Raw genomic sequence first — 17,050 nt, 5'->3', positions numbered from 1 at the left:
GAGGATTTTCTAAGTCATGTTATACTATTATTAAGCAGAGAGTTTGATCGGGGGAAAATGAATGTACGTGTATTACATAATTGCAGCTATTATTATCATAATCGACCAGTTAACAAAATGGGTCGTGATAAAAAACATGGAATTATATGAACAAATTACGATTGTAGAAAACTTCTTTCATTTAACTTCACATCGTAATAAAGGTGCTGCATGGGGCATCCTAGAAGGAAAAATGATATTCTTCTACATTGTAACAACTGTAGTAGTATTAGGCGTTATTTATTACATGCAAAAATACGCGCGAAATGATAAGTTCTTAGCTGTTTCGCTGAGCTTTATTCTCGGCGGTGCGATTGGAAATTTCATTGACCGTCTATTTAGAGGAGAAGTAGTTGATTTCTTGGATTTTATTATATTCGGCTATGATTTTCCAATCTTTAATGTTGCCGACTCGTCTCTAGTGGTTGGAGTGACATTAATATTAATTGCAACATTCTTTGAAGAAAAGCAGAAAAAGAAAGGAAATAATACAGTATGACAGAGAAGCAGCATGTAGTAGAAGTTGAACAGAATAAAGTAAGAATAGATAAGCTAATGGCTGATATTAATCCTGATAATTCCAGATCTCAAGTTCAAACGTGGATTAACGAAGGCTTAGTGAAAGTTAATGATGAGGAAGTTAAGACGAAGTATAAGTGTCAGGAAGGTGACGTAGTAAAATGGTCCATTCCTGTGCCAAAACCTTTGGAAGTTGAAGCGGAAAATATACCACTTGATATTATTTATGAGGATTCAGATGTAATAGTGATAAATAAGCCAAAAGGTATGGTTGTTCACCCATCAGCAGGTCATGCAGGTGGTACTTTAGTAAATGCACTTCTTTACCATTGTGATGACCTGTCAGGCATCAATGACGTAGAACGCCCAGGTATTGTTCACCGAATTGATAAAGATACCAGTGGGTTATTAGTAGTTGCTAAAAATGACGTAGCTCATGCCAGTCTAGCTGAGCAGCTATCGAATAAAAAAGTAGAACGTAAATATGAGGCAGTTGTGCATGGAATAATTGAACACGAGACAGGGTTGATTGATGCTCCAATAGCTCGCGATCCAAAAGACAGACAGCGAATGGGTATCGTGAATAATGGGAGACCAGCAGTTACACATTTTAGTGTTTTGAACCGATTTACGAATTTCACCCATGTTGAATGTCAGCTTGAAACAGGCAGAACACATCAAATTCGAGTACACTTTAAATATATTGGATATCCTCTAGTAGGTGATCCAAAATATGGACAGCGAAAAACTCTTGATTCTGACGGACAGGCATTACATGCAAAATCACTTGGATTCAGTCATCCGCGAACGAATGAATGGCTTAAATTCGAAGTAGAACCACCACAGGTTTTCACTGATTTGCTCGAGCAGATACAAAAAATGTATTGACACAAATCGCATAGTTTGTCATACTAAAACAAATGAATAGTTGAACCTTTAAAGATAGTCCCGTGAGGCTAAAAAGGAAACCGTGATAAACATATAGGTTATCAATCTATATGTTTCTAAATCCCTTTTTTCCTCACGGAGAAAAGGGATTTTTATTGCATGTAAAGAAAGTATTAAAGTTATAAGCAAATGCCGAGTTATTCTAAAGGTGGGTTAATCATGAGAGAAAAAACAGTTGTCTTAGATCAGCCAGCTATCAATCGAGCTTTAACTCGAATAGCGCATGAAATAGTTGAAAAAAATAAAGGCGGTGAAAATCTCGTTCTTATTGGGATTAAAACCCGCGGTATACCAATTACGAAAAGGCTTCAAGATAAAATTAGACAAATAGAAAACATTACTGTTCCTATCGGAGAATTAGATATTACGTTGTATCGTGACGATTTAAAGAAAAACACAGGAACAAATGAGCCAGAATTGAAGGATACGAATATTGATGTAAACTTAACAAATAAAAATGTTATCTTAATCGATGATGTTTTATTTACTGGAAGGACAGTTCGTGCAGCAATGGATGCGGTTATGGATCTTGGGCGCCCAGCGCAGATTCAATTAGGTGTCCTGATTGATAGGGGTCATCGTGAATTACCTATTCGTGCTGATTATGTAGGTAAAAATATTCCTACATCGGATAAAGAAGTAATCGTTGTACAGTTAGACGAGACAGATCAGCAAGATCAAGTAAGTATTTTTGAAAAAATGGAATAGCATACCTTTAACTGAATCCAGAGAGATTTAGAAGGTTGTCAATGTAACGTGTGGATTTCTGCACGTATACCTCTTTGCGCCTTCTGCAAAGAGGTTTTTTTAATATACTGATAGACGAATAACTACATTAAGGTGGGTGTTTATGAAGCATTTTGTATCTACAAAGGACCTGACTGCAGATGAAATCATACCTATTATTAAGTTAGCTGAACAATATAGACAACACCATCCAATTAGTCAAAATCAGTTGTTTGCTGCTAACCTTTTTTTTGAACCAAGTACGCGTACTAAATTGAGCTTTCTCGTAGCTGAGAGAAAACTCGGTATGGAATTACTGGACTTACAAATGGAGTCATCGAGTATAGCGAAAGGTGAGTCATTATACGATACCGTTAAGACCGTTCAGTCTATTGGGGCAAACCTGTTAGTCGTTCGTCATCAGGATGACGATTGGTATAAAGACTTACTCGACAGACTTCCAGTTCCAATTATTAATGCTGGCGCAGGAAAAGGAGAGCATCCCACACAATGCATGCTGGATCTATTAACCATCTATCAGGAGTATGGGCATTTTAATGGATTAAAGGTGGTAATTGTTGGGGACATTAAGCACAGTCGGGTTGCTCGTTCAAATGCCCAGGCGCTTAGAACATTGGGAGCAGATGTTTATTTTGCAGCTGCACCAGGGTTTGAAGATAAGACACTGGATATCCCATATGTAACGATAGATGAAGCGGTTGAATCAGGTGATGTTCTAATGCTATTAAGAATTCAGCATGAAAGACACGAAATGAATAGTTACGATGTGAATGCCTACCTTGAAAATTATGGATTAACAATTGAGCGCGAACAAAAGATGAAAAACCGAGCAATTATATTACATCCCGCTCCCATAAATAGAGGGGTTGAAATAGCATCAGAATTAGTTGAATGCAACCGTTCAAGGATTTTTAAGCAAATGAATAACGGTGTGTTTGTACGAATGGCAATCATTACAACATTATTAAAGGAATGGGGAATGTATGATGAACATCTTACTGAAAAACACAACTCGATTAACGAAAACAAATGAAACTGAAAAGGTCGATATTTTAATCGAGGGTAATCACATCAAGAAAATCGATACAAACATTTCTTCTGATGAAGCCAAAGTTATTGATTGTAAAAACAATATGGTGTTTCCAGGATTTATCGATGTTCACATTCATTTGCGCGAACCGGGTGGAGAACATAAGGAGACAATTGAAACTGGTACAAAGGCTGCTGCAAGAGGCGGGTACACAACAGTTTGTTCCATGCCAAATACTTCTCCAGTTCCAGATAGCGAAGAATCTGTACAGGCGTTATTTGACAGAATCGAGGAAACTGCATCGGTACGCGTCCTGCCTTATGCGGCGATAACAAAAGGGCTAAAAGGCAAGGAATTAACAGAAATCAACAAAATAGCAGACAAAGGAATATTTGCTTTTACAGACGATGGTGTGGGCATTCAAACAGCAGACTTTATGCTACGAGCTATGAAAAAAGCTGCTGCATGTAATAAGCCAATTGTAGCGCATTGTGAGGATAATTCCATCGTCTATGGTGGTGTCGTTCACCAGGGAGCAGTAAGTGAACGTATGAATCTTCCAGGAATCCCTTCATTAAGTGAATCCGTTCAAATTGCACGTGATGTACTTCTTGCTGAAGCAGCTGGTGCACATTACCATGTCTGCCATGTTAGTACAAAAGAATCAGTACGCGTGATTCGTGATGCGAAAAAAGCAGGTATCCATGTAACTGCAGAAGTAACACCACATCATTTACTGTTAAACGAAGAGGCAATAACAGAAGATGATACGAATTTTAAAATGAATCCACCACTTAGAAGTAAAGCGGATCAAGAAGCATTGTTAGAAGGTTTAATCGATGGAACCATCGATTTTATTGCAACTGATCATGCTCCTCACGCAGAATCTGAAAAAGCAGAGGGATTCTTAAAATCACCATTTGGTATTGTGGGATTAGAAACAGCTTTTTCTCTACTTTATACACACTTAGTGAAACCAGGAATAATAACGTTAAATCAACTAGTCGAATGGTTAACGATAAAGCCAGCTCAAGTATTTAACTTACCTTATGGAAAATTAGAAGAAAATGAACTTGCTGACATTACAATCGTTAACCTGGAAACAGAAACAAAAATAAACAAAAATCAATTTCTATCTAAAGGAAAAAATACACCATTTCATGATTGGAAGGTAGTAAGTAAACCCGTTATGACTATCGCAGAAGGAAAAGTAGTTTTTAAGGAGGATTTATATGTCTAAACGTCAACTAGTGCTAGAAGATGGAACAGTATTTATTGGTGAAGGGTTTGGCAGTGACAAAAAAAAGTCAGGTGAAGTCGTATTTAATACTGGAATGACAGGATATCAGGAAATTATTTCGGATCCTTCATACTGTGGGCAAATTGTTACGATGACCTATCCTTTAGTAGGCAATTATGGGATAAACCGTGATGACTTTGAAACAGTAACTCCTTTTATTCATGGATTTGTGGTAAAAGAGTTGTGTGATTATCCATCAAACTTCCGAAGTGAGGAAAGCCTTTGTTCTTACTTGAAAGCTAATGACATTCCTGGAATTTCAGGAATAGATACTAGAAAGCTGACAAAGATCATCCGAAAGCATGGAACGATGAAAGCGTTGATTGCTGATGCTTCCGAGTCAACGGACGAGCTTTTAAAGGATCTAAAGAATCAATCGTTTATGACAGATCAGGTAAGCCAAACATCAACCGTAAAGCCTTATGTTGTACCTGGTCGGGGCAAGCGGATTGTATTAGTTGATTTTGGAATGAAACACGGCATATTACGGGAACTTACGAAACGCAGCTGCCACGTAACTGTTGTTCCTTACAACTATAGTGCAGAAAGCATTTTAAGATTAAAACCAGACGGCATTATGTTAACGAATGGTCCTGGAGATCCAAAAGATGTTCCGGAAGCGATTGAAATGGTTAAAGAAGTACTAGGTAAGATTCCGTTATTCGGAATTTGTTTAGGCCATCAATTATTCGCGTTAGCTTGTGGAGCAGATACGGTGAAAATGAAGTTTGGTCACCGCGGCTCGAATCACCCTGTAAAAGATTTAGAGATAAACAAAACTTATTTAACTTCTCAGAACCACAGTTATGCGGTAAGACCAGATACGTTAGAGAAAACAGATTTGGTACTTACGCAAGTAGCATTAAATGATAATACTGTTGAAGGAATTAAACATAAAACGTATCCTGCATTCACCGTGCAATATCATCCAGAAAGTTCACCTGGTCCGGAAGATACGAATTATTTATTTGATAGCTTTATGACAATGATAAAAGAGGTTCAAGCGAAGAAGGAGGAGGAGACATATGCCTAAAAATACATCAATCAAGAAAATCCTTGTGATTGGGTCTGGTCCAATTGTTATTGGACAAGCAGCAGAATTTGATTACTCTGGAACACAAGCATGTCAAGCCCTAAGAGAAGAAGGCTATCAGGTGATATTAGCAAACTCAAACCCAGCAACCATTATGACTGACCATACGGTAGCAGATAAGGTGTACATGGAACCACTATCTGTTGAGTTTTTGACAAAAATTATTCGTAAGGAACAACCAGATGCGTTATTACCAACACTTGGTGGCCAAACTGGGTTAAATCTGGCAGTTGCCTTGGAAGAGTCAGGAATTTTAGCTGAATATAATGTAAATCTTCTTGGAACATCACTAGAGGCAATACAAAAGGCAGAAGATCGTGAATTATTCCGTACACTCATGCATGAATTAAATGAACCAGTCCCTGAAAGTCAAATTGTAAATACAGTAGAGAAGGCAGTGGATTTTGCTAATGAAATAGGCTTTCCACTTATTGTTCGACCAGCTTATACATTAGGTGGAACTGGTGGTGGAATGTGTTACAGCGAGCAGGAGCTTCGCGAGATTACGCGAAACGGGTTGTCGCTATCACCAGTTAATCAATGTCTTATTGAGCGAAACATTGCTGGATTTAAAGAAGTAGAGTACGAAGTGATGCGTGATAAGAATGATCAGGCAATAGTTGTATGTAATATGGAAAATGTAGACCCTGTAGGAATTCATACTGGTGACTCGATAGTTGTTGCCCCTTCTCAAACACTTAGTGATCGGGAATATCAGATGCTGCGTAATGCATCGCTTAAAATCATTCGTGCGTTGGAGATTGAAGGTGGATGTAATGTGCAATTGGCACTAGATCCGAATAGTTTTAACTACTTTATTATAGAGGTAAACCCAAGAGTCAGCCGTTCATCTGCACTGGCATCAAAAGCAACCGGCTATCCTATTGCGAAAGTAGCGGCAAAAATTGCAATTGGCATGACGCTGGATGAAATTTTAAATCCGATTACAGGAAAAACGTATGCTTGCTTTGAACCTGCTTTGGATTACGTTGTAACGAAAATTCCTCGATTCCCTTTTGACAAATTTATTACAGGGGACAGGAATCTTGGTACTCAGATGAAGGCTACTGGAGAAATAATGGCAATAGGCCGTAATTTTGAAGAATCTTTGTTAAAAGGAGTTCGATCTCTGGATATCGGAACAGAGGACCTTTGGTTAAAATCACTTACCAGCGTATCACTGGATGATTTAACAAAACGCCTAAAGAAAGCAGATGACGAAAGGTTATTTGTTCTAGCTGAGGTGATCAGGCGTGGAATGACAGTAGAGGAGATATTCGAACATACAAAAATTGACCGGTTTTTCTTAGTTAAAATTGAACGATTAATCACATTAGAGCAAGAGTTGCATGAAAATAAAGATGATCTTCAATTATTATCTAAAGTGAAGCAGCTAGGATTCTCGGATGCACAGGTAGCTAGAATGTGGGAAACAACAATAGACGAGGTTTATGAACTGCGTATGAAAAATGAATTATCACCGGTATACAAAATGGTGGATACATGTGCAGCGGAATTTGAATCTGAAACTCCTTACTTTTACAGTACGTACGAGGATGAAAATGAATCAGTAAAGTCTGACCGTAAAAAAATCCTTGTGCTAGGTTCAGGTCCAATTCGAATTGGCCAGGGTATCGAGTTTGATTATGCTACCGTACATTCAGTTATGGCAATTAAAGAGATGGGCTATGAATCCATTATTATGAATAATAACCCGGAAACTGTTTCAACAGACTTCAGTATCTCGGATAAATTGTATTTTGAACCGTTAACACTTGAAGATGTGATGCACGTAATTAACCTGGAAAATCCGGAAGGCGTTATTGTGCAGTTTGGCGGACAAACAGCGATCAACTTAGCTGATGGATTGCAGCGTCGTGGAGTAAAAATTTTAGGAACAGACCTAGAAGCAATCGATAAAGCAGAGGACAGAGACAAATTTGAACAGTTGCTCGACGAATTGGATTTACAGCGTCCACAGGGCAAATCGGTACTGAAATTAAATCAGGCGTTAAAAGTAGCGAATGAAATTGGTTATCCTGTACTTGTAAGACCTTCCTACGTAATCGGCGGAAGCAGAATGGAAATAGTTTATGATGATGAAGAATTAAATGGTTATCTAACCAAGTTCAGTAGCACAGACGATAAACATCCGATATTAATTGATAAATATATTACTGGAATTGAAGTGGAAGTTGACGCAATAAGCGACGGAGAAACGACTATCGTGCCTGGGATTATGGAACATATTGAGCGGGCAGGAGTCCATTCAGGTGATTCGATTGCCGTATATCCACCACAACGCATCAGTGAGACAGTTAAACAAAGATGTATGGAAGCAACAGTTAAGATAGCAAAAGGATTAAATGTAAAAGGTTTAATCAATATCCAATTTATTGTTCAAAAGGATGAAGTGTTTGTACTGGAAGTAAATCCTAGAGCGAGCAGAACAATTCCTTTTTTAAGCAAAGTTACCGGCGTTACAATGGCTAACCTTGCAACTAGATGTATTTTAGGGGAATCATTAAAATCGATGGGTTACTCTTCAGGAATCTTACCTGAACAGGACAGTGTATCTGTAAAAGTACCAGTTTTCTCCTTTGAAAAATTACGAAGCGTAGACACGATTTTGGGGCCAGAAATGAAATCGACTGGAGAAGCAATTGGCCATGACCAAACATTGGAAAAAGCATTATACAAAGGTCTTATCGCATCAGGGTTGAAAGTACCGCAGCAAGGTTCTGTGTTATTAACAGTAGCAGATAAAGATAAGCAGGAAACACTTGAAATTGCAGATCGTTTCCATCAGCTTGGATTCCAGCTGTATGCAACATCAGGAACTGCAAATTTTGTTAAACAAAACGGAATTCCAGTTACAGAGGTAGAAAAAATTGGATCAGATGAACCAAACGTTCTTTCTATCATTGAAAATGGAGAAGTACAATTTGTAATTAATACGCTCACTTCAGGGAAAAAGCCTCGTTCGGATGGCTTTATGATTCGCCGTGAAGCAGTTGAATATGGTATCGCATGTTTAACAAGTCTTGATACAGCAAATGCAATTTTAAATGTAATTGATTCAACGACATTCAGTGCAAAACCGATGACTGGCAAAAAGGCAGTTCAAGTATGATGAAAAAAGAGATTTTAACTGTTGTTCAAGCTAAAGAAATTGCCCTGGATACAACCGAAATGATCTTAAAGAATGCCTATATTAGTGAAACAGCAGTAGCTGGACAGTTTTTGCATATGGGGGTAGAAGGGCATACGTTAAGACGACCTATTTCCATAGCAAACATTGATAGAGAGAATCATTCGGTTACTATACTATTTAAGCAGCTGGGGGAGGGGACAAAGGCACTTTCCAGATACCAGACAGGTATGGAAATTAGTGCCCTTGGTCCTAGTGGTAATGGTTTTACTATTGATTCCAACAAAAATAAAACTGTCCTGTTAGTTGGTGGGGGAATTGGTATTCCACCACTATACTGCCTTGGTAAAAAGCTTGCTCAACAAGGTGTGAAAATAAAATCAGTTTTAGGATTTCAAACCGCTGATAGTATTTTTTATGAAAATGAATTTAATAATTTAGGTGAAACATTCATCACAACAAACGATGGCACTTATGGTCATGATGGATTTGTTACAGATGTGTTAGATGGTGTGGGGGAATTTGACTGTTACTACTCGTGTGGTCCACTCCCTATGCTTAAGGCCGTAACCAATACATTACGTGGTGAAAAAGGCTATATATCTTTAGAAGAACGTATGGGTTGTGGTGTAGGCGCATGTTTCTCCTGTGTTATTCCTACTGACAATCAAGGCGGCTATAAGAAAATATGTAAAGATGGTCCGGTCTTTGAGGCAAGTGAGGTGAGCTTATGACAGAACTAACAATAAATCTGCCTGGTTTGAAATTGAAAAATCCAATTATGCCAGCGTCGGGATGTTTTGGATTTGGAAGAGAATACAGTGAATTTTATGATTTGCAGAAGTTAGGTGCTGTTATCATGAAGGCTGCTACTGGTACAAGTCGTTTCGGTAATAAAACACCTCGAGTTGCGGAGACATCAGGTGGAATGCTGAATGCGATTGGTTTACAGAATCCTGGTGTTGAAAAAATTATTGACACGGAGGTACCGTTCCTCGCTAACTATCAGGTGCCAATTATTGCAAATGTTGCTGGAAGTACTTTAGAAGAATACGAGAAAGTAGCTGCTGCTTTTAATGAGACAGAATCTGTATATGCTCTAGAGTTGAATATTTCATGCCCAAATGTAAAAGAAGGCGGCATTCAATTTGGAACAGATCCTGAAATGGCAGCAAACGTGACAAGAGTTGTGAAAAAAGCCAGTAATTTACCAGTTTATGTGAAGTTATCTCCAAATGTTACAGATATCGTATCGATGGCTGCAGCTGTAGAAGAAGCTGGTGCGGACGGGTTATCCATGATTAACACATTATCCGGTATGCAAATCCATCTCCCGAGTAAAAGACCGTTATTGGCCAATAAAACAGGTGGGTTATCAGGTCCTGCCATAAAACCAGTAGCAATTCGTATGATTTATGAAGTGAAGAAACATGTCTCGATACCAATCATCGGGATGGGTGGAGTCACTAATGTGGATGATGTTATTGAATTTTTGTTAGCAGGGGCGAGTGCTGTAGCAGTTGGAACAGCTAATTTTCAAAATCCATATATTTGTCCGGAACTAATTGAAGAATTACCTAATGCATTAAAGAAATATGGCTTTGATTCAGTTGAGGATGCAATTGGGAAGGGGCATGAAGCATGAACAAAAACATGTATTTGTCGTTAGATTTCCCTACATGGGTTGAGGCAAAGACGTTCATAGACACGCATGAATTCCAGGGTGTACCGGTAAAAGTTGGTATGGAGTTGTTTTACCGGGAAGGTCCACAAGTGATTGAAAAATTAAAAGAAGCTAATCACACCGTTTTTCTTGATCTGAAATTGCATGATATTCCAACTACAGTAAACAAAGCAATGAGAAATATAGCAAAGCTTAATGTAGATATGGTTAACGTTCATGCACTTGGCGGAAGTGAAATGATACAACGAGCGAAAGAAGGTTTGCTGGCTGGCTCCAGTTCAGCCAATACTACAAAATTAATTGCCGTAACAGTGCTTACCTCAATGGATGAGGAAGCCATGAATAATGAACTCAGATTGCCAGGAAAACTTCATGAAAATGTACTTCATTTCGCTGATTTTTCGAATCAAAATGGTGCAGATGGAGTTGTATGCTCAGTACATGAAGCCAAAGCAATCAAGGGAGTATGCGGTTCTTCATTTTTAACGGTTACACCTGGAATCAGGTTAGAAGAATCAGATATTAACGATCAGAAGCGAATTGCTACGCCGGGTTTTGCGCGAGATAACGGCTCAGATATTTTAGTATTAGGTCGAACTGTTACAAAAGCAGCAGACCCAATGGCAGCATACAAAAAAGTTATCGAGGAGTGGAAAAATGGGATTAGGTCATGAAATAGCCAAGGAGCTATTAGAAATAAAAGCTATACAAATTAAAACAGATAACTATTTCACCTGGACTTCAGGTATCAAGTCACCTATTTATTGTGATAATCGACTAACAATGTCATATCCATCTACTCGTAAAAAAATCGTGCAGGGATTCGTTGAGCTAATTGAGCAAATGGAGGTTCGGCCAGATGTGATAGCTGGCTGTGCTACAGCAGGGATACCGCACGCAGCCTGGCTTGCTGATAAGCTTGATCTTCCAATGGTATACGTACGTTCTAAGCCTAAAGGACACGGAAAAGGGAACCAGATTGAAGGTCATTTTGAAAAGGGCCAAAAAGTAGTAGTAATTGAGGATTTAATCTCAACTGGTGGTTCATCAATAGAATCTGCTCAAGCACTTCAAAATGAAGGAGCGGAAGTGTTAGGTGTACTGGCCATTTTTACATACGGGTTGGAAAAATCAGTAAGGAAATTTTCAGAAGCAAAGATAGACTTTGATACCATCACTAATTATGAGGAACTTCTTACTTTATTAGCTGAAGATGGTACGATTACGAGCAGTGAAAAAGAAAAGTTACAGGAGTGGCGCAGCAGTTTATAAAGACATGGAACTAATCGTACGACAGTTTGTTAATATCGCGCACAATCCTAATAAAATCGAACAATCAGTACCCATTTTCGCGAGATATGCTGCTGGTGCGCGAAATTTTGCCACCGCCGCGCTATTTGTATAATACACTGCGCGATATGATCCGATTACCGCGCTATTTCTTATAAATTATAAAAACTAACATGACCACTACTATTCAAAGTAGTGGTCATGTTAGTTACCTCTGAAAAAGATCCTCATCAATTGAATTGATAATTGCATTCAGGTTATCCAAGTTATCAACCATTTCTTTTTCCTCAGCTGTAATTTCACTTGTATTTTCAATATATGTCAGCCATTCTTTCTCTAATTCTTGTTCTGATTTCCCATAAACTTCATTTAATTTCTTGGGTAGATTAGCCTGATTATAGACTTTCTCAAAATCTTCCCTTCCGTATTTTTCAATTAAATACGTTACAAATGATCCTGCATGCATATAACTCATCCATTGAAGTGCATTATCTCCCGGATCATTCATCACTGGTCTAAAGTAGCTAGTGTCGAATCCTTGAGTAATTAATTTGTTTAATGGTAAGTTTTTATCTTTATTCATAAGTAATTTCACTATTTCATGTGTGGAAAAACCATAATTCATCAGTGTGGATTCTCCGTACTCACTTTCCATATAAACTGCATATCCTTCTTGTGTGAAAAATCCTCTAGTTGAACCGAAATTTTCACCGTAACCTAATAGGGTATGTGTCATTTCATGAACTATCGGGTATTGATCGATCTTATTAGCATAAAGTTTAATATCGTTTCTATATCCTGTAGATTGTCTCGTTCCTTTCAGCAAATGAATGTTAATGTTTTTTGCAGGGGTATATTCTGTATCTATCGAGTCTGTGACTATTATGTTATATGCATCTAAAATCTCATTCTTTAATTCCTCTACATCATCTTGAGGAGCATTCTTCGTATTGATAATCGTAAATATAACTGCATCATCTTCTGTTACAATAACGTTCTCCTTCGGTTCATCCTTTATTGGATCTTTAGTTTCTGGTTTAGATTCTGCTGGTGAACATGCCGTTAACAGTATTACTAGTAGAGTGATAGCGGTAATAATTCGAATATTAAATTCCTCCCTTTGTGAAATATTAATCTATTTACGAATACTATTCATAAAAGTTTCACAAATTAGGTAAAATAGTTACTTTTTCATGCACATTACCATCCACTCGTCTATAGCAAATGAATGTACTTGATCTTTCAATAGTTTGATTTGAAAATACTCACGTAGGTTTTCAGGCGCATCCTTCATGTACGATGTAACTTCACGTTTTTTTTCCTTATCATCTACCATGCGGTTTAACCACTCGTTATATGGTAATGTTTTCTTTCTAGTTTTTTCGTGCAGTACTGGCAATTGATAGGATGTCAAATACTGTTTCCATTTTGTAATTGGCAAGGAACGTACATGACTGTAATCACGCATTTTTTCAAATTTGTTAACAAAGTTATCAAGTGCTACTCGTTCAGGTGCAATATTATCAATGAAAATAAATTTCCCATTAGGTTTTAATACGCGAGAAACTTCAGAAATAAAATTTTCGGGATGCGGAAAGTGATGTGCCGCAATTCGGCAAGTAACGATATGAAAAGAATTGTCTTCAAACGGTAATTCTTCAGCGTCTGCAATCGTAAAGCTGATATTTGTAAACTGCTTTAAGTGAGTTGCGGTATTTGTTAGCATTTCTTCGGTTAGATCAGTGGCTATCACCTTCTTAACGTGTGGGGAAAGTTGTTTGGCAACATGCCCTCCGCCCGTTGCAATATCAAGTGCAATCATACTTGAATTCGGATTTAACCATTCGATTAATAAGGGTAGGTCTATACCTGATCCATGGGTCGAACTGGTAACGTAGGCATTACTGTTTTTCGCAAATGCTTTTTTCACATTTTCTTTGTCTTTCATTTTTTTACCTTCTTTCTCAGAGTCAATTTATACATTAATCATATGTTGAATAATGCAATAAGTAAAATACTGGTTTATAATCGATAGTAATAACTTATTCTTATACTAGGGGAGAACATATAATGAAAATTGATGATTATATCCTGTTAGTAAAATTACAGGAAATTGGAACGATACGTGGAACAGCAAAGGCAATATTAATCTCGCAGCCAGCTGTGACACAACGACTTAAATACATAGAAGCGCACTTTGGTCAGATCATTTTCATACGAACATCTAAAAAACTTATTCTGACACCGGTGGGAGAAATGATTCTTACACATGCAAAATCTGTAGTTGATGGGGAAGAAGCTTTAAAAAATAATTTGATTGAGTCAAGTGATATAGTCCAAGGTACTTTATCAATTGCTTGTTCATCACTAATAAGCCAACGTTTTTTACCAGCTATGCTTGCAGCGTATACTGAATCCTATCCAAATGTGAGTATAGATCTTGTTACCGGAATCAGTGAAGATATTAAACGGGATCATAAAAATTATCATGTGTGTATTATTAGAGGCGAAAAATTGAGAGAAAGTACATGCAACCGAATATTTGAAGATCCATTATATATTTTTGATACGGAGCCATTCCCAAAAAATAAATTAAAGGAACGGCCATTAATAGCTTTTAAAAGTGATGATAGTATGCATGAATTAGTTGACAACTGGTTGTATCATCATCAAAGTCACATCAAGCCAGCGAAGACGATACGAGTGGATCAAATAGAAACGTGTAAGCAATTTATGAAGCAGGGACTTGGCATGGCAGTTTTACCAAAGAGTGTATCCGACACAATGATGGACGAATATCCACATTTAGAACTTACGCTAAATAACAAAAGTGTAACTAGAAGCACGTGGGTTTGTTACCAGGAAGAAGTTAAAAAGCTGCCCCAGGTAGAAAAGTTTCTGGAAATTGTTTTAGAAAAGAAATATATATAATTGTTTAGTATCGAAAGCATAGTGGAATAGATAAATATACTATAAAAAAAGGAGTGCTGAATATATGAGTAAGGTAATTTTTACTTCAAAAGCAACAGCAAAAAACGGTCGTGATGGTCATGTTAAATCTGAAGATGGGTTAATCGATTTAAATTTAGTAAATCCAGCTACCAATAAAAAAGATAAAGGTTCAAATCCAGAACAATTATTCGCTGCTACCTATTCTTCCTGCTTTGATGGGGCGTTAAATTTAGTTGCAGCAAATCAGGATAAAAAAATTGAATCTGAAACTACTGCAGAGGTTAGTTTCTGTAAGGATGAAGAAGATGGTGGTTTTAAAATAGAAGTAACACTAAATGTTTCTGTTAATGGTGTCAGCCAAGAGGATGCAGATAAACTTGTAGAAGAAGCCCATGGTGTTTGCCCGTATTCTAAAGCAACTCGTGGCAATGTTAATGTAACATTGAACGCAAAAGCTGTATAAACTATAGTAGTGAAAAAGGATGATCCGAATTGGATCATCCTTTTTCTTTGTTTGATTTTAATGTTTCTACCATCTTTTTATCAGGAGTTACAAACAACGTTTTTTGATTGTCGTACGTAACAAACCCTGGTTTGGCACCATTTGGTTTTTTTACGTGTCTGATTGACGTATAATCTACCGGAACAGATGAAGATTGTTGTGATTTGCTGAAAAAAGCTGCTAAATGAGCTGCTTCCATTAACGTTTCTTCGCTTGGCTTACTATCCTGGATAACCACATGGGATCCTGGAATATCTTTTGTGTGCAGCCAGATATGATCGCGATGTGCTAGTTTATTGGTAACATACTCATTTTGTTTGTTGTTTTTCCCGACAAGTATTGGCGTACCGTCAGTAGCTTGATAGGCGTCAGGTTTTGGTAATCCTTTTTTGTTTTTCTTCTTATGTTTCGTGCGTTGTCTTTTTAAATATCCCTCATCACGCAGTTCTTCACGTATATCTTCCACATCTTCTTCTCGAGCAACGTCTATTTGCTGCAGTAACTGATCTAGATAGTTTAACTCGCTCTTAGTTTTTCTGATCTCTTTTTCGACTATCTTTTTTGATGTCTTTAACTTCTGATAGGTCTTGAAGAAGCTCTGCGTATTTTCACTAGGAGTTTTGTTTGGGTTCAGCTCAATAGTCAGCTCCCGTTGTTCCGGATCATAGTAATCTGTTACAACCACTGATTTATCTCCCTTTTTAACAACATGCATATTCGCAGTCAGTAACTCACCTAAGTGCTGGAACTTGTCTGCTCCATTTGCTTTTTTGATGGTTTGATAATGTTTTTTTAATTTACGTTCATTTTTATCTTTTTCATTTTTTATAAAACGATACAGGTCTTTTGCCTGTTGCTTTACGCGATCGCGTTCAGCTTTTCCAGAAAAGAATGCATCCAGCATCTCATTCGTACTTTCATATGCTTCAACTTCAGCATCTAATGTTTCTAATTTTAATGCATGGAAATCTTCTTTTTTATGAATATAGATAGCTGGTTTGAAATTACAATTTTTAATTGAGGATTGTAATTCATTGAAGATATTCATATATGTTTCCCTAGATCCAAGCTTTGCCTGGTCTACTAATTCCCGGGCAATCAGTGGCGATACACCACTTAATGTCTTAACGATTTGATTCTCAATTTTCCCTTGATTGAAATCAATCTTTCTGATGAACGCATCCGCACTGCATTCCAGAATGTTTAGTTTGTCCTGGGATGGAGGATGAATGTATTCATGACCAGGTAATATTGTTCGATGGCGGTTTTGCGCCATGGAAATATGTTTCAGGCTATCAATGATATGTCCTTTTTCCTGGTCGATAAGCATTAAATTACTATGTTTACCCATAAGTTCGATTACGAGGGACTTATGTGTAACATCCCCAATTTCATTTCTAGTTTTAAATTCAAATGTTATGATTCGTTCCATTCCATCCTGGCTTATTGATTCAATGACCGCCCCGGATAGATATTTACGAAGTATCATACAAAACATAGGTGCTTCTTTTGGATTTGTATACGTATCATGTGTTGTATGAATACGTGCATACATGGGGTGAATCGAAAATAGTAGTGTTCGGTTCTTCCCGTTACTTCGTATCGTAAAAACTATTTCTGTGTCTGTAGGTTGATAAATTTTGTTGATTTTACCTGGAACAATATCCTTATTCCATTCATTTACTAGTGCTCTTGTTACAATTCCATCGAATGGCATGCAATCACCTCAAGCGCAATTATAGCATTTTTCAGGACAAGTCTGCATACATATCGATAAGAGAAAGCTAAATTTATC

At 37.5% G+C, this 17,050-nt stretch carries 16 protein-coding genes; 13 read left to right on the top strand and 3 right to left on the bottom strand.

From position 1 onward, the window contains the following. Positions 1–61 precede the first annotated feature (61 nt). From lspA to pyrE, 11 genes are all read left to right on the top strand, one after another. Positions 62–538 carry a signal peptidase II gene (gene lspA / locus VBD025_RS12855; RefSeq protein ID WP_430786077.1) on the top strand — a complete coding sequence of 159 codons (477 nt, stop codon included), beginning with the start codon at positions 62–64 and terminating at the stop codon, positions 536–538. Then, the gene (locus VBD025_RS12850) at positions 535–1,446 is read left to right on the top strand and encodes an RluA family pseudouridine synthase (RefSeq protein WP_430786075.1); all 912 of its coding nucleotides are present in this window, start codon (positions 535–537) and stop codon (positions 1,444–1,446) included. The genes lspA and VBD025_RS12850 overlap by 4 nt, the downstream gene beginning before the upstream one ends. 219 nt (positions 1,447–1,665) lie before the next feature. Then, positions 1,666–2,214, top strand: coding sequence for a bifunctional pyr operon transcriptional regulator/uracil phosphoribosyltransferase PyrR (gene pyrR / locus VBD025_RS12845; protein WP_430786073.1), 549 nt, complete (start codon positions 1,666–1,668; stop codon positions 2,212–2,214). Between the two features lie 142 nt (positions 2,215–2,356). Then, entirely contained in the window at positions 2,357–3,286 is a 930-nt protein-coding gene (locus VBD025_RS12840; RefSeq protein ID WP_430786071.1) for an aspartate carbamoyltransferase catalytic subunit, read from the top strand. Then, a complete protein-coding gene (locus VBD025_RS12835) occupies positions 3,240–4,523 on the top strand; it encodes a dihydroorotase (protein ID WP_430791406.1) in 1,284 nt (427 codons plus the stop codon). Before VBD025_RS12840 ends, VBD025_RS12835 begins: the two co-directional genes overlap by 47 nt. Beyond that, positions 4,516–5,616: a glutamine-hydrolyzing carbamoyl-phosphate synthase small subunit gene (gene carA / locus VBD025_RS12830; protein WP_430786069.1), complete on the top strand. Its 1,101-nt coding sequence runs from the start codon at positions 4,516–4,518 to the stop codon at positions 5,614–5,616. The genes VBD025_RS12835 and carA overlap by 8 nt, the downstream gene beginning before the upstream one ends. Next, a complete protein-coding gene (carB, locus tag VBD025_RS12825) occupies positions 5,609–8,809 on the top strand; it encodes a carbamoyl-phosphate synthase large subunit (protein WP_430786067.1) in 3,201 nt (1,066 codons plus the stop codon). Before carA ends, carB begins: the two co-directional genes overlap by 8 nt. Then, entirely contained in the window at positions 8,806–9,561 is a 756-nt protein-coding gene (locus VBD025_RS12820; RefSeq protein ID WP_430786065.1) for a dihydroorotate dehydrogenase electron transfer subunit, read from the top strand. Before carB ends, VBD025_RS12820 begins: the two co-directional genes overlap by 4 nt. After that, positions 9,558–10,472 (top strand): dihydroorotate dehydrogenase, encoded by a 915-nt coding sequence (locus VBD025_RS12815; protein WP_430786063.1) that lies wholly within the window; start codon positions 9,558–9,560, stop codon positions 10,470–10,472. Before VBD025_RS12820 ends, VBD025_RS12815 begins: the two co-directional genes overlap by 4 nt. After that, positions 10,469–11,185 carry an orotidine-5'-phosphate decarboxylase gene (gene pyrF / locus VBD025_RS12810; protein WP_430786061.1) on the top strand — a complete coding sequence of 239 codons (717 nt, stop codon included), beginning with the start codon at positions 10,469–10,471 and terminating at the stop codon, positions 11,183–11,185. Before VBD025_RS12815 ends, pyrF begins: the two co-directional genes overlap by 4 nt. After that, entirely contained in the window at positions 11,169–11,783 is a 615-nt protein-coding gene (pyrE, locus tag VBD025_RS12805) for an orotate phosphoribosyltransferase (protein ID WP_430786059.1), read from the top strand. The genes pyrF and pyrE overlap by 17 nt, the downstream gene beginning before the upstream one ends. Positions 11,784–12,009: 226 nt before the next feature. Here the strand turns inward: pyrE and VBD025_RS12800 are convergent, their stop codons facing one another. Together VBD025_RS12800 and VBD025_RS12795 are read right to left on the bottom strand one after the other, a co-directional pair. Continuing rightward, positions 12,010–12,627, bottom strand: coding sequence for a hypothetical protein (locus tag VBD025_RS12800; RefSeq protein WP_430786057.1), 618 nt, complete (start codon positions 12,625–12,627; stop codon positions 12,010–12,012). Between the two features lie 357 nt (positions 12,628–12,984). After that, on the bottom strand, positions 12,985–13,749 hold the full coding sequence (locus VBD025_RS12795) for a class I SAM-dependent methyltransferase (RefSeq protein WP_430786055.1): 765 nt from the start codon (positions 13,747–13,749) through the stop codon (positions 12,985–12,987). Between the two features lie 122 nt (positions 13,750–13,871). Here VBD025_RS12795 and VBD025_RS12790 point away from each other — a divergent pair, with 122 nt between their 5' ends. Together VBD025_RS12790 and VBD025_RS12785 are read left to right on the top strand one after the other, a co-directional pair. Beyond that, complete coding sequence (locus VBD025_RS12790) at positions 13,872–14,732, top strand: LysR family transcriptional regulator (protein ID WP_430786053.1); 861 nt, start codon at positions 13,872–13,874, stop codon at positions 14,730–14,732. 64 nt (positions 14,733–14,796) lie between these two features. Further along, the gene (locus VBD025_RS12785) at positions 14,797–15,216 is read left to right on the top strand and encodes an organic hydroperoxide resistance protein (RefSeq protein ID WP_430786051.1); all 420 of its coding nucleotides are present in this window, start codon (positions 14,797–14,799) and stop codon (positions 15,214–15,216) included. 34 nt (positions 15,217–15,250) lie between these two features. On the opposite strand, the gene VBD025_RS12780 is transcribed toward VBD025_RS12785, so the two are convergent. Then, positions 15,251–16,972 (bottom strand): Rqc2 family fibronectin-binding protein, encoded by a 1,722-nt coding sequence (locus VBD025_RS12780; RefSeq protein ID WP_430786049.1) that lies wholly within the window; start codon positions 16,970–16,972, stop codon positions 15,251–15,253. Positions 16,973–17,050: the final 78 nt, after the last annotated feature.

The sequence above is a fragment of the Virgibacillus flavescens genome (assembly GCF_050574275.1).
GTDB classification, from domain to species: Bacteria; Bacillota; Bacilli; order Bacillales; family Amphibacillaceae; genus Virgibacillus_F; species Virgibacillus_F flavescens.
This window is presented reverse-complemented; position numbering and strand designations above follow the sequence as displayed.

What these genes read in the sequence shown, in the direction of transcription:
- lspA (WP_430786077.1), top strand. Translation starts at nt 62, where the DNA reads ATGTACGTGTATTACATAATTGCAGCTATTATTATCATAATCGACCAG.
- VBD025_RS12850 (WP_430786075.1), top strand. Translation starts at nt 535, where the DNA reads ATGACAGAGAAGCAGCATGTAGTAGAAGTTGAACAGAATAAAGTAAGA.
- pyrR (WP_430786073.1), top strand. Translation starts at nt 1,666, where the DNA reads ATGAGAGAAAAAACAGTTGTCTTAGATCAGCCAGCTATCAATCGAGCT.
- VBD025_RS12840 (WP_430786071.1), top strand. Translation starts at nt 2,357, where the DNA reads ATGAAGCATTTTGTATCTACAAAGGACCTGACTGCAGATGAAATCATA.
- VBD025_RS12835 (WP_430791406.1), top strand. Translation starts at nt 3,240, where the DNA reads ATGAACATCTTACTGAAAAACACAACTCGATTAACGAAAACAAATGAA.
- carA (WP_430786069.1), top strand. Translation starts at nt 4,516, where the DNA reads ATGTCTAAACGTCAACTAGTGCTAGAAGATGGAACAGTATTTATTGGT.
- carB (WP_430786067.1), top strand. Translation starts at nt 5,609, where the DNA reads ATGCCTAAAAATACATCAATCAAGAAAATCCTTGTGATTGGGTCTGGT.
- VBD025_RS12820 (WP_430786065.1), top strand. Translation starts at nt 8,806, where the DNA reads ATGATGAAAAAAGAGATTTTAACTGTTGTTCAAGCTAAAGAAATTGCC.
- VBD025_RS12815 (WP_430786063.1), top strand. Translation starts at nt 9,558, where the DNA reads ATGACAGAACTAACAATAAATCTGCCTGGTTTGAAATTGAAAAATCCA.
- pyrF (WP_430786061.1), top strand. Translation starts at nt 10,469, where the DNA reads ATGAACAAAAACATGTATTTGTCGTTAGATTTCCCTACATGGGTTGAG.
- pyrE (WP_430786059.1), top strand. Translation starts at nt 11,169, where the DNA reads ATGGGATTAGGTCATGAAATAGCCAAGGAGCTATTAGAAATAAAAGCT.
- VBD025_RS12795 (WP_430786055.1), bottom strand. Translation starts at nt 13,749, where the DNA reads ATGAAAGACAAAGAAAATGTGAAAAAAGCATTTGCGAAAAACAGTAAT.
- VBD025_RS12790 (WP_430786053.1), top strand. Translation starts at nt 13,872, where the DNA reads ATGAAAATTGATGATTATATCCTGTTAGTAAAATTACAGGAAATTGGA.
- VBD025_RS12785 (WP_430786051.1), top strand. Translation starts at nt 14,797, where the DNA reads ATGAGTAAGGTAATTTTTACTTCAAAAGCAACAGCAAAAAACGGTCGT.
- VBD025_RS12780 (WP_430786049.1), bottom strand. Translation starts at nt 16,972, where the DNA reads ATGCCATTCGATGGAATTGTAACAAGAGCACTAGTAAATGAATGGAAT.